Genomic DNA, 13,259 nt, shown 5'->3' with positions numbered 1-13,259 from the left:
CCGGCTGCTTTTGCAGCCGGGGATTTTGATGTTCACCTAAAACAACACATTCATTTACAGCAAGAAGCCGTTCTTTTTCGCATCGAACATCAGCTCTTCGCGGAATTTCGGGTGGGCGACATTGATGAGGCGCTTCGCCCGCTCCGCAAGGGAGACGCCGTGCAAGCGCGCGATGCCGTACTCCGTGACGATGTTGTCGACATCGTTTTTGCCTGTCGTCACGACCGATTGCGGTGCCAGATTCAGCTTGATGCGTGATAAGCTCCCGCTTTTTGCAGTGGACGGCATGCAGATATAGCCTTTGCCATTCTCAGCGAAACGTACGCCCCTCGCAAAATCGACTTGCCCGCCGCTGGAGGAATAGTATTTACCGCCGACCGTTTCAGAAGCGCACTGGCCGTACAAATCGACTTCTGTCGTGGCATTGATCGAGACGATATTCTTCTCTTTGGCGATTTCCCGCGGATCGTTGACGACGCTTACCGGAAGCATCTCTACTGCTGGGTTGCCGTCGATGAAATCATACAGATTTTTCGAACCGTAAGCGAACGTCGCGACGATCTTTCCGGGGTTCGTAAATTTCCGCGTGCCGTCAATGGCGCCGGAATTGACCAAATCCGCTACCCCATCCGGCAGCATTTCTGTATGGATTCCCAAGTGGCGATGGTCTTTCAGCATGCTGATGACCGCATTCGGCACCGAACCGATGCCGATCTGAAGCGTATCGCCATCTTCAATATCGCCGATGATCGACGAGGCGATCTGCATGTCAATCTCGCTGATTTCACTGACCTTCTCTTCTGCAAGCGGTGCGTGGTGCTCCACATACCCTGCAATTTGGCTGATGTGGATCTGGTTGCGGCCGAAAGTGCGCGGCATATGTTCATTCACTTCCAGAATAAACGGCACTTTTCCGACGAATTCAGCGACATAATCGGCTTGCGTGCCGAAGGTGAAATAACCGTGTTCGTCCATCGGCGAAGCGACTGTCATGATCATCGACATCTTCGTCGCTTTTTGCAATAGGCGCGGCATCTCGTGGAAATTATTCGGCACCAGGTCCATTTTCGCTTGCTGGTACACTTTACGGGTCGCGCCGCTCAGAAAATAAGAAACATGCTTCAGCTGTTCCAACTCGCCTTTGATATAGCTGCGTTCACGCAAAGCAAGCATCTGATGGATTTTCACACCCTGCAATTGATCCGCCCGTTCTTCCAATATATCCAATAATTTGATCGGTTCACCATTGGCGATCGGCACGATGATATCCGCGCCGGCTTCAATCAAATTCACTACTTCTTCAGAATTCAATCTCTTCGTCATACTCTTCACTCCCGCTCCCTTTATTACCGGTAAATATTTTATCACACATCAGGGCGCGCCCCATATTTGCAAACTTTCCGCGAAATTCACTCTTTTCTGGCAACAATGAAAAGCCCAAGCGCCCGTCTAGTCCCGACAAGCGCTGGAGGGCATGTCCGCAATGGCGCTCTTCGCCATTGCCGGCATGACCGAAGCGACTCGAGGGGCTGGGCGCTGAAGTCTGGACAACAATGAAAAGCGCAAGCGCCCGCTTAGCCCTGACAGGCATAAGACAGACTGGCGAAGCGTACTTGGCCGCGCAGCCGGGTTGACTTATGACCCGAAGGGCTGGGCGCTGGAGTCTGGGAAAACAAAAAAGACGCAGATTATTTTCCGCGTCTTTCTTTGTTTGTTTTCATTGTGAAAAATAAGCCGCCAACGCCAAACGCTATCATCAGCGCCCACAGAACGAGCAACACGTATGAACCGATTCCCGAGTCGCTGTTCATGACAGAGTATAGCTGCAGAAGAAAAAATCCGAGACTGAAAAAACCAAGCAAGCCGAAATACAGCAATCTGGATTTATAACTGAATTTATTCATCGTTACGGCCCCTTTTCTTTTCGGTTTGCTTTTTCTCCAAATGAATTTTCGTCCATACGAGGGAAGTCAGCAGGATGAGCTCGAAAATATTCGTCACGGCAGCGCTGTCAACCGGAATCGTCACGCTGCTGCCAATGCCCATAATCACTGCACCGACAAACATCCATGCCCAGCTCGCCTTCTTCCAGACAATGGCGCCTGCCGCCAGCAGCGCCGCCGATACCAGCACGATCATCCACGGCGGGCCTGAAGCTTCTTCAGCCGACGTGTATTTCAGAACGCCATATTCCCTGACAGGCTCAAGCTCCGTGCCCCAGGTCACTTGCCAAATCTCAATAATGACGAGAAGGACGAAGAAAGCCCACGCGGCATATAAAGCCCACGATTTATTAGCCCATTTCACGCCCGCCTGCCGCACAGCACCGAGTGAATACAATGCCAAGGCCGGCGTAAAGAAGGCATGTATCCAGAAACGCAGCGCGTTAAGGTTCTCCAATAGCGCACCTTCGCCGATAAATTTCCCAAGCGCGATGATCCCGTTATCGTAAACGAGCCCGAGCACTACGAAATAGGCAAATGCCATCAAGGTCCATTCTTTTTGGCTGGCTGCCGCCCATACGAGCAGCCCGATATAAGCTGCCGTGAGCAGCAGGAACAAAATCAAGTCCATTCAATCACCTTCCGGAATTTACCTGTTAGTTAGTAAATTCACCTTCCGTCCGGGTTTTAAACGTTTTACGGAGAAACAGCTTATTTAATGTGGAAGCTCGTTTTGCTGATGCCTTCTTTCATCTTTTCCACTTCCAAAATCGCCGGAATCGCCGCTTTCAATTCCTGCACGTGGGAAATGACGCCGATCATCCGTCCCGACCGCTGCAAATCGACCAACGTCTCGATCGCCTTGTTCAGCGATTCTTCATCCAATGACCCGAACCCTTCATCGATGAACATCGTTTCGATCGATACATTGCCTTCAAAGCTCTGGATGACATCGGCCATGCCGAGCGCGAGGCACAAGGAAGCATTGAACTTCTCCCCGCCGGACATCGTTTTGACGTCGCGTGTCTGGCCCGTATAGGCGTCATACACATCAAGGCCAAGGCCGCTTTGCTTGCCGCGCGCTTCCTGACGGTCGCTTCTCATCAACTGGAATTGCCCATTCGACAAATGTTTCAGACGTTCATTGGCCGCTTCTAAGATCTGCTCCAAATACTCGATCTGCAAATACCTTTCGAAGGACAGCTTTACATCATTCTGGCCGCGGATCGTATCGTAAAGGTCGACGATGCGCGCTAATTCCGCTTCTGCCTCCGCTTCTTTTGCAGAGGCTTCGGAAACTTCGTCAAAGAATGCCTGGGCTTTTTTCCGGTATTCCTTGGCTGTGTTCAATTCAGAAAGCGCCTGTTCATAATCGGCTTTCAATTCGGCAAGCGCTTGTTCCGCATCCGACACGTCAACACGGTCACGGCCATCAAGTGCACTTTCCAGTTCCACCGTTTGCCGCTCTGTCGTGTGGCGGTCTTGCTTGTACCGCTCAATTTGCATTTTCAATTCTTCGTAGCGGGATGCTTCCAGTTTGGCCTCATGATAAGCTTCTTTCGAGGCGAAAGCGGATTTCACGAGCGCTTCCTCGAAACGGCTTTCGGCATGGCCGAGCTTTTCTTGCACTTCTTCCACGGACTGCTTGCTATGACGAAGCGACACCGCCGCCTCCGACAGTTGGCGCTCGGTTTTTTGCATGGCGTCCTGCGCTCGTTGCCAAGCCTCTTCTAAGCGGTCTTTCGTTTCCTGCGCTTTTGCGGTCTCTGTTCGAAGCGATCCAAGATCACGGAGCGCTTGCGGAATCGATGTCAGCTTGCTTTCCAATACTGCTTGTGCCGATTCATAGGCGGAACGTTTTTCTTGTGCACTGTGCTGGGCTTCCGCCTGTTGGTTCTTTAAGTTTGATAACTGGTCTTCCATCTCTGCGAATGCCAACTTGCGCTTTCGCAGCTGCTCCTTATCGGATTGCAATTGTTCGAGCTCTCCAGTTAACGAATGCTGCTCAGCCTGTATCGTCTCCAATTGCGCTCCAGCTTGTTCCGCAACTATCGACATTACGTCCAGTTCCCGGCGTTTCACTGCGGCCTGTTCACGGACCGCCGCTTCTTCCGCTTCCGTTTTACGGGATTTTTGCTCGCTTTGTGCCAATACTTGCTTGGCCTGTTCCATCGCTTGCTGGTTTACTGCTGAAGCACTGCCTGGCTGTTTTGCTGGATGGTCGAGGCTCCCGCAAACGGGACATGCTTCCCCGTCGTGCAGATTCGATGCGAGTAGCGCGGCCTGGTTGGCAAACCAATCATGCTCCATCGATTGATAGGCTTTTTGCGCTTGATCAAACTCCGCCTTGTCTTCCGCTGATTGTTCGGCCAAACCTTCAAGCTTTTGCTCCAAGCGCAGATATTCCGCCAAGGCGCGTTGTTGTTCCGCCAACCGGTTCTGGCGGTCCCGCTTATCGTCGAAATGCTCCAGTCTTTCTTCCAGCTGTTGAATCAATGATTTTGTTTGTGCCAGCTGTTGCTCGGCGCTTGATGTTTGTTCATCCGTCCTTTGTAATGACGTTCTGGCGTGAATAGCTGCTTTCTCCAATTGCTGGACAGCTGTACGCTGTTGTTCCAGTTCCTTTACGCCTGCTTCCATATCTTGCAAACGAATCAGCGCTTGCTGTGCGGCTTGACGCTGTCCATGGCGGCTTTCTTCTTCGTCCTTCACTTGCTGCGCCTGCCGCTTCATTTCCTGGGCTTTCTGTTCAGCCGTCTCGCTACGAAGCAATTCTTCGCGTTTTTGGCGTTCATTAGCCACAAGTTCCAGCACCTGCTCTTCCAAGCCGGTGATCATTCCCGCTTGATCGGCTGCTGTGACTTGCTGCTCCCATTCTTTGACGGAAGGAAGTTGTTGTTCAAGTTCCTGCAAACGGCGTTGTTTCGCTTCCAATTCATCGAAGCGCTCGTTCCAGCCTTTCGCTTCATGGAACTCAGCCATTTTTTTATTGTGGAAATCATAGGATCTTTGATAGCGCTCCTGCAGGCCGATGCTTTCCGATTCGTAATGGCGGATTTCCCCTTCAAGCCCTTTAAGTAATTGGTTGCGCTGGAAATCACCTTGCGCGAACACTTCAAAAAGAGCTGATTCACGCTGCGGCAAAGAACCCGCAATCGCCTGCACTTGTTCTTTATAAAGCATCTGCTGTGCTTTGAAACGGTCCTGCGCCTCGTCTTTTTTCTGTTTGAGCCGCTCAGCAACCAAGCGGTACGGTTCGGTGCGGAAAATCTTCCGCAAAATCGTTTCCTTATTATCGGTTTCGGACGTCAACAGCTTGCGGAATTCCCCTTGCGGCAGCATGACGATCTGGTTGAATTGGGAGAAAGTGAGCCCCAAGATTTCTTCGATGCGGCGATTGAGTTCCGAGACGATTTGCCGCTCGACGCACGGCTTTTCCCCCTTATCGGTCAGCTCGAAAAATTCATAGCGTTCACCCGTCGCGCTTTTATTGCCTTTTTTCACATGGCTCATCTGCCGCAGGATGCGGTACGTCTTGCCATGCACTTCAAAGGTCAATTCAGCCGAAGTGTGGACCGTGTCCTTGGCGAAGTCGCTGCGCAGGTTTTTCGGTTCGCTGCGGTCCGAACCGCTTGCCGAGCCGTAAAGCGCAAAACAAATGCCGTCGAAAATACTCGTCTTGCCGGAACCGGTGCTGCCCGAGATGACAAACAGGCGGTTGCCTTCCAAGTCTTCAAAATCGATTTCCTCGCTGTCGCGGTACGGGCCGAATGCCGTCAATTTCAATTTGACTGGTTTCATGATTTCACCTCTTCCCGTTCAGAATCCGCCTGCAGGAATTCCTGCAGCACTTCGCCGAACAATTCGGCCGTCTCTGCAGACGGCACATCGCCTTTTACTTCTTCATAAAAAGCGTGGAACAATTGCACCGGGTCCATTTTCCGGCGTGAGCCGAGAGTTGATTCCCCGGCTTCTTTGGCGAAAGTCTTGCGCTGCACATGCATCGCATTCGGATAGACCGAACGCACTTTTTCCATCGGGGACAAAACAGGCGTCTCATCGAGCAAAGTGACGAAAACATAATCCTCGCTTCTCTCATGGCCCATGATTTCTGCGATGGTCCCTTCGACCGAACGCATATCGCGCTCCGCTTCGAACAAACGCTTTTCTACCGAGACTGAACCGTCCGCTGCCAAGTCGACGATATGGAAGCCTTTTCGATGATGCTCTTCCGATATCGAATATTTCAAAGGCGATCCCGAATAACGGATCGTCTCATCCAATACATAATGCGCTTTATGCAAATGGCCGAGCGCTGTGTAATGGAACGGCTGGAAATGCTGCGCGCTGACGTGTTCCGCACCGCCGATCGCAAGCGGCCGTTCGGAATCGCTCGTGTTGTCTTCCTGTTCCCCTCGCGGCGTCACGAATGCGTGCCCGACGAATACATGGCGTGCCTCCGCTTTCATTTCCCCGGAAATACGTTCGGTGATCGCTTTCATCGCATCATCATGGGTTTTGATGTCCGGATCTTCAAAGACGTGGCGCACCATCGACGGATCGGTATACGGAACCAGATGGAAATGCACTTCACCCGCTTCGTCGCTCAAAACGACAGGTTCGAATTCAGGACGGATCGGCCCCGCGATATGGAGGCCGTTGCTTTTCAACGCTCGGCTCCCGAAATCCAAGCGGCCAGGACTGTCATGGTTGCCTGCCACAGCGATCACCGGCACTTGTAGATCCAGCACGATTTTCGCGAGCGTGTCATCCAGCAAACGCACCGCTTCTGTCGGCGGCACCGCGCGGTCATATAAATCGCCCGCAATCACCAGTGCATCGGGACGCTCCTGTTCGATCGCTTCGATCAATTGATCGAGCACAAATCGCTGGTCTTCTGTCATATGTACGCCTTGCACCAATTTCCCGAGATGCCAGTCAGCGGTATGGATGAATTTCATAAAAAGCTCCCCTTTCTTCTATATAAAAGAATATACGTTCGTTCCATTATACACGATTCATTTCACTTGTTTCATTCCCCCGGCCGGTATATAATGAGAACAAACGTTCTTATCTGGGGAGGGTTACCATGAAAGCGCAACTTCTGAAAGCATTCAAATACCGGCAATTGATCGACATGATGTACATCGCGAATGACGGCACCATTAGCAAGCGCCGGGTTAAAATCCTGAAAGTCAGTGGGGATTCGTTCCAGGCTTATTGTTTTTTGCGCCGCGAGAAGCGCCATTTCAAAATCAGCCATGTGCTTTCATGCATGCCCGTCCAAACGAGAGAACGCCAAATCGTCTGAATCCTTCCCCCGTTCCTCCTTCTTTATGCTACACTAAGAGGAAATGGAAAATGGAGGATGAGAATGATGAGACTAACCGTTTACCTGGCAGGCGAAATCCATAGCTCCTGGCGCGAAGAAATCAAGAAGAAATCCTTGGCGCTGAATTTGCCGGTCGATTTCGTCGGCCCGATGGAAGACCACGACCGCTCCGACAATATCGGTGAAGAAATCCTTGGCGAACAGCCGAGCGCCATCTTCAAGGACGCTGCGGCATCGAGCTTCAATAATTTGCGCACGAGCGTGTTGATGGAGAAATCGGACCTTGTCATCGCCTTGTTCGGCGAGCAATACAAGCAGTGGAACACCGCGATGGACGCGAGCGCTGCTCTGGCAAGCCACAAGCCGCTCATTGTCATCCGTCCTGAAAAATTGCACCATCCGCTGAAAGAACTTTCCCAAAAAGCGAACGCCACCGTCGAAACCTGCGACCAGGCGATCAAAGCTTTGTCTTATATTTTTGAATAACAGAAAGTGCAGCGGCTCAGGCCGTTGCACTTTTTTATTGGTGAATTTGAATGATGGAAAATCAAAGTCGCTTGGCGGTCGCGCTTAGCTGGACTTGATAGCGAAAGTTTTCTTGTAACAAGGTTGCTAAATATTGAATGGAGCTCCATATTGGTATTCGCCGCCCGGCTTTGGGTTGGCCTTTGGCAATAAGCCAGGAAGAGCGCCTGTCTTATTGCGTCGGCTCATCCTTGACGCTCGGCAGCTTGGAGATTCCTTTATGTGAAGAATATTTAGTCAGATCTGCTTCTGTATTCAGTTGCCGGCTAGCGGGGGAATCGCTTCCTGAAATGGTGCGTCTGACAAGCCGCTGTTTGAACAGATCAAATTTGTTAGTATTTTTAGTGGATGGAGACATGTGATACTTCATTCTTCGACCTGCCTGAAGCAAGCTATATAATAAGCTGAGTTTCTACATTTCATTTTAAAGGAGCTGAAGAAATGATTTTTCCCTTTAAAGCTAGAGACGGAGTGGAAGGGGTGAATGGATGGCGAGGGGAAGCCGAGACCATTCATTTGCGACGCATCTGCGTAGCAAATATTTTTTTGCGATGCCCGAACATAGTGAGGGTTGAGCAGATGTGGGAGCAACGGTTCTACTGCGATGTTCGAACGCAGTGAGAATTGAGCAACGCGTATCAAGAGATGCTCGAACACAGAGAGATTTGGCACATTGGCCGGGCACCCGCCCCATCCCCGGGCAGCTGAAAACGCGACGTCCTGTCGCATCAGCTGCATGACCTGCATCCTGCAGGCCCCAAGCAGCCCCCTGTAACGCAGTCGAAAAGCGGAAGCTTTTCTACTCACTTTCCTATACTATACTCTCCACGTAGTCCGAGCTATATGGAGTGTTCGATTGGAGCGCAATCCCCCATATAAAAATTACTACTTCCCTCTCTTGTACTTCACATACTTGATTCCATACAAAAACCCGCCGAAAAATATTCTCGGCGGGTTTTGCAAAGCTGATTTCATTCCATTATTGGTACCACGAACCGACGACCGGATAATCGTAAGGCTCGTTGTTCAAGGCTTTGATGATCGCGATGATCGGCACGATAATGCCGATGGCGCCGAACACCACCAGGAGCGGGAATCCGATCAAGACGACCGTCAGCATGCTCGATACAAAGATCAATGCGCCCATGAGCAATTGGAACAATAACGCTTGAATCGATAGTTTCTTCAATTCATGGTCGTCCGTAACGAACATGGCAACGAAAAAGACGATCACCGGGACAAGGAACGGAGCAAAAAATGCACTGGCGTGGACGAGTATCTTTAACCCAGTTTTCTCCATTAAAAAGACCTCCAGTCAAATTGCTTTCTTACCCTTATATACGGCCGGCGATCAAAAAAGTTTCATTTTTTTATTCGGAAGCGCGCAAAACCACTTTGCCGAATTGCTTGCCTTCCACCAAATAATCGAATGCTTCCTGCGCTTCATCCAAGCTAAAGACGCGGTCGATGACAGGGTGTGTGCCGTGCTCCTCGATATGCCGGAGCATGTCGCGTAATTCCTCGCGGCTGCCCATCGTCGAGCCGAATAATTGATACTGCCCGTAAAAGAAGCTGCGCAAATTGAAATCGACGTTATCGGCAGTGGTCGCGCCGAAAATGACAATGCGCCCGCCTTTTTTCAACACCTCAAGTGAACGGTTGAATGTGGCACCTCCGACGCTGTCGATGACAAGGTCGATCTTCTGCCCTTCGAGTTCCTTCACCCAATCGCTATCGGTCGGGATGGCGATATCCGCGCCGATTTCTTTCGCTTGGGCCAATTTTTCTTCACTTCTGGATGTAACGATCACCGTCGCACCGGCGTTTTTCGCAAATTGGATCAAAAAGGTCGCGACGCCGCTGCCTGCGCCCGGGATGAACAAAGTATCGCCTTTTTTCAATTGCCCTTTCGTGAACAAGGCACGGAAACCCGTCAATGCAGGAAGCGCCAGCCCGCCTGCTTCTTCCCATGATAGATGGCCCGGCTTTTTCTCAAGCTGCTGTGCGGAAATGGCGATTTTCTCCGCGAACGTCCCATGGTCCGGCATGCCGAGAATATCAAATCCTTCCGGCGGTGCATCGCTGTTTCGCTCCCAGCGCAGCCCTGGATTGATGATGACTTCATCGCCCACTTCAAAATCAGTCACGCCTTCCCCGAGCGATTCGACAATGCCCGCCCCGTCCGACCCGATGATCAATGCTTCCGGATTGTCGCCGTAGCGCTTCAATAGGCCAAGATCGCGGCGGTTGATGCCCGCGTCGCGGATTTTCACGACCACTTCTCCTGGTTTTGCGGTCGGTTCCGGCATATCTTTCAATTTATATTGCCCTGCTTCCATCACGAATGCTTTCAAACTGCATCACCCTCCTGAAAGTGTTGGCTGAATTCCTCTAGCTGTTGCTTGCTGATGATGTCCTGCGAAAACAGCGGGATATACAATAATTGTTGCTTCGGGAATGTTTCCTTGATGAGGTCCATATACTTCGTCTCGTGCTTTTTGCGTTCCTGGAAAAACGAGCCTTCCACCGTTTCGGGAAGCACTTTATTGATGATCAGGGTTTTCACGTGGAGATGGTATTTATCCAATAACTCCAATGCTTTTTTCGTCTCCAGAATCGGCAGGCGCTCCGGGTTCAAGACGAAAACGAAACCGGTTTGCTTAGCGTCGAGTAAAATATCGCGCGCTTTTGAGAAGCGTTCCTGGCGTTCGCGCAAGACATCGTAAATCGGGTCTTCACGCGGTTCGCCATCATTCAATAAAGCCGTATAGTTCTCATTGGTCTTGCGGCGTTTCTCAAGCAAGCCTTCAATCCACACGCCCATCAATTCAGGAAGCGACAGCAGCCGGATCGTGTGCCCGGTCGGCGCCGTATCGAACACGATCTTGTCGAAATGCTGGCGTTCCTCGAGGATGATGTGGATCAGTTTGTCAAAAAGCGCGGCTTCATCCGCGCCAGGAGAAGCTTTGGCGGTGTCGAGCTGGCGGTTCACTTCTTCCATCATGCTCGTATGGACCGTTCCGCGGATATTGTTTTTGACGCCTTTGATATAATTCTCCGTCTCGATCTCGGGATCGATCTCAAGCGCGTATAGATTATCCGCAATTTCCTTTGTACGGCCGCCGATTTGTTCATTGAAGATATCCCCGACATTATGCGCCGGATCTGTGGAGACAAGCAGCGTCCGGTATCCCGCTTTTGCGGATTGCCAGGCGATGGCTGCTGCGGATGTCGATTTGCCGACACCGCCTTTGCCCCCGACAAAAATGATGCTTTTCGATAATACGTCCATGACATTCCCTCGTTTCATTAAATATCAGCAGCAACGGATTCCAGACAGCGGCGATTTTTCCATGCCCATGCGCAAATGCCAGTCATGAAATTCCTCGATCATGTACGGGTAAAGTTCGAGCGTGTAGTAATAGACCGGATTCGGGATGCCCAGCATTTCCGAATACAGCATCAACAGGAACAAGTCGTCTTCACTCTGGAGCTCCCGGGCGATTTCCGTTCGGTGCGGGTGTTCCAAGACAGCCTCATACCAGTCGATTAGTTTCTTCAGCTTGTCGCTGATCGGCATAACGGCACCTCTTCCTGAAAAAAGCACAAGGGATCACATGAATATGATCCCTTGGCGTTTCTTCCTATGATAATGAACAGCTTTCTGGTAGCAGTTCCACTTTCCGTTCCATTCGTTACGGCTATTATTTCAAATCTTCATCCGAAAATCCAGGATTTGATTTGCTCATGAGTGCTTGTGCAGCAGTCAAGATGATCCATAAGGTGAAGACGAAAATGATGGCGCCGAAGATGAACAATAAGGTATTCGATCCTTCATTATACCAAGCCCATTGCAGGAACACTTGCTGGAACATCGCCCATAATGTCATGAACATCAAGAACACCATCGGAATAATGGTAATCAAGTAATTTCTGCCGAGCTTGCGCAGCCAGATCGAAATCAACAATAAGCTGATGCCGGCAAGCAGCTGGTTGGATGTACCGAACAACGGCCATAGCAAGTAACCGCCGGAACCGAATCCGTTTGGCCCTTCCGGCAAGATGACAAGCGCCGCACTCGAAAGCACCGCGATCGAAGTCGCCACGTGCTTTTTCTCCAGCTGCGGCACTTTGTATTCGACGCCAAGCTCAGAGATGATATAGCGCATCAGGCGGACAGAGGTATCGAGTGTCGTTGCAGCGAACGAAACGACGATGATGGAAACGATTGTCGAAGCGACTGAAGCTGGAATCATCAATCCGGAAGCAAGGATTGTCGCCCCTTCGATGAAGTTCCCAAGGCCGCCGCCGCTTGCTGCCGCAAAGCTGCTGTAGGAAGCGCTGAACTCTTCCCGGTTCGGGAAAAGCGTAATGACCGCGATGATTGAAATGAGCGCGAGTACACCTTCACCGACTGCCCCTAGATAGCCGACAAACCGGGCATCGGTTTCTTTGTCCAGCTGCTTCGATGAAGTACCTGACGAAACGAGCCCGTGGAAACCGGAAATCGCGCCACATGCAATGGTGATAAAGAGCAATGGGAACCAGGAAACGTCCGCTCCCGGATTGGTTGCCGGAGCTGTGATTTCAGGGTTCGTGAACAATAGCCCAAGATACAGGATCCCGAGGCCGACCACCAATTGGTGGGAATTGATGAAATCACGCGGCTGGAGAAGTTTCCAGACCGGCAGGGTAGATGCGATATAGACATAAACCATCAATACGACGATCCAGATGAAGAAAGCGCTGGAAATCGCGCCAAGCCCGAACAATCCGGCGCCTTCTTCCCCGCCCATATAGCGGACAAGGTCGATTTGCAGGAATTCCACTTGGCTGGAAATGATCGCTACACCGTACATGACGGCCAATGCGACCAAGGATGGCACAAGCATCTTCATGTTCTTCTTATACGCGGCATACCCGATCCAAACAGCAAGCGGAATCTGGATGAAAACCGGGATGACGCTTGCCGGATACGAGATGAACAGGTTCGCGATGACCCAGGCGAATACCGCATTGACCATGAGCACGAGAATCAGGATGATGAATAGGAACAGGACCTTTCCTCGCTGGCCGATCAAACGGTGGGCGAGCGTCCCGACGGATTGCCCTTTATTGCGGACCGAAAGCGCAAGTGTCCCGAAGTCGTGGACGCCTGCTGCAAAGACCGTCCCCAAAACGACCCAAAGGACCGCTGGCAGCCAACCCCAATAAACGGCGATGGCCGGCCCAAGAATCGGCGCTGCCCCTGCGACGGATGTAAAATGGTGTCCCCACAGGACGAACTTATTGGTCGGGACAAAGTCGACGCCGTCTTTATAACGGTGGGCCGGTGTTACATAATTCGGGTCAAGCCTGAAAATCTTTTCTGCTACGAACTTGGAATAAAACCGGTATCCGAGAACGAATATAAACAGTCCAATAGCAGCTAAAGCGATTGCATTCACATTCCCCAACTC

Annotated in this window: 12 protein-coding genes; 2 read left to right on the top strand and 10 right to left on the bottom strand. The window is 51.2% G+C overall.

The genetic code is table 11. The annotated features are described in order from the left end of the window. Positions 1-54: 54 nt before the first annotated feature. From BBI15_RS01985 to BBI15_RS01965, 5 genes are all read right to left on the bottom strand, one after another. Positions 55-1,323 carry an acetyl-CoA hydrolase/transferase family protein gene (locus BBI15_RS01985; protein ID WP_068871773.1) on the bottom strand — a complete coding sequence of 423 codons (1,269 nt, stop codon included), beginning with the start codon at positions 1,321-1,323 and terminating at the stop codon, positions 55-57. Positions 1,324-1,688: 365 nt separating this feature from the next. Beyond that, complete coding sequence (locus BBI15_RS01980) at positions 1,689-1,904, bottom strand: hypothetical protein (protein ID WP_068871771.1); 216 nt, start codon at positions 1,902-1,904, stop codon at positions 1,689-1,691. Next, complete coding sequence (locus tag BBI15_RS01975; RefSeq protein ID WP_068871770.1) at positions 1,897-2,574, bottom strand: phospholipid phosphatase; 678 nt, start codon at positions 2,572-2,574, stop codon at positions 1,897-1,899. Before BBI15_RS01975 ends, BBI15_RS01980 begins: the two co-directional genes overlap by 8 nt. Before the next feature lie 80 nt (positions 2,575-2,654). Then, positions 2,655-5,744 (bottom strand): SbcC/MukB-like Walker B domain-containing protein, encoded by a 3,090-nt coding sequence (locus BBI15_RS01970; protein ID WP_068871768.1) that lies wholly within the window; start codon positions 5,742-5,744, stop codon positions 2,655-2,657. After that, positions 5,741-6,904, bottom strand: coding sequence for an exonuclease SbcCD subunit D (locus BBI15_RS01965; RefSeq protein WP_068871766.1), 1,164 nt, complete (start codon positions 6,902-6,904; stop codon positions 5,741-5,743). Before BBI15_RS01965 ends, BBI15_RS01970 begins: the two co-directional genes overlap by 4 nt. Positions 6,905-7,032: 128 nt before the next feature. Between BBI15_RS01965 and BBI15_RS01960 the strand changes: the two genes are divergently transcribed. After that, entirely contained in the window at positions 7,033-7,254 is a 222-nt protein-coding gene (locus BBI15_RS01960; protein ID WP_068871764.1) for a transcriptional regulator, read from the top strand. A 66-nt stretch (positions 7,255-7,320) separates the two neighbouring features. Further along, complete coding sequence (locus BBI15_RS01955; RefSeq protein ID WP_068488680.1) at positions 7,321-7,761, top strand: YtoQ family protein; 441 nt, start codon at positions 7,321-7,323, stop codon at positions 7,759-7,761. 1,018 nt (positions 7,762-8,779) lie between these two features. On the opposite strand, the gene BBI15_RS01945 is transcribed toward BBI15_RS01955, so the two are convergent. The 5 genes from BBI15_RS01945 to BBI15_RS01925 form a co-directional block, all read right to left on the bottom strand. After that, positions 8,780-9,100, bottom strand: a complete 321-nt coding sequence (locus tag BBI15_RS01945) for a magnetosome magnetite crystal formation protein family (protein ID WP_068871759.1) — start codon at positions 9,098-9,100, stop codon at positions 8,780-8,782. A 70-nt stretch (positions 9,101-9,170) separates the two neighbouring features. Beyond that, positions 9,171-10,154, bottom strand: coding sequence for a zinc-binding dehydrogenase (locus BBI15_RS01940; protein ID WP_068871756.1), 984 nt, complete (start codon positions 10,152-10,154; stop codon positions 9,171-9,173). Then, positions 10,151-11,092, bottom strand: a complete 942-nt coding sequence (locus BBI15_RS01935; protein WP_068871755.1) for an ArsA family ATPase — start codon at positions 11,090-11,092, stop codon at positions 10,151-10,153. The genes BBI15_RS01940 and BBI15_RS01935 overlap by 4 nt, the downstream gene beginning before the upstream one ends. A 24-nt stretch (positions 11,093-11,116) precedes the next feature. Next, positions 11,117-11,380: a cory-CC-star protein gene (locus BBI15_RS01930; RefSeq protein WP_068871753.1), complete on the bottom strand. Its 264-nt coding sequence runs from the start codon at positions 11,378-11,380 to the stop codon at positions 11,117-11,119. Between the two features lie 124 nt (positions 11,381-11,504). Beyond that, entirely contained in the window at positions 11,505-13,247 is a 1,743-nt protein-coding gene (locus BBI15_RS01925) for a carbon starvation CstA family protein (RefSeq protein WP_068871751.1), read from the bottom strand. Positions 13,248-13,259: the final 12 nt, after the last annotated feature.

The organism is Planococcus plakortidis (assembly GCF_001687605.2).
Taxonomy (GTDB): domain Bacteria; phylum Bacillota; class Bacilli; order Bacillales_A; family Planococcaceae; genus Planococcus; species Planococcus plakortidis.
Note: the sequence above shows the minus strand (reverse complement) of the source record. Positions and strands in the feature narration are given on the sequence as shown.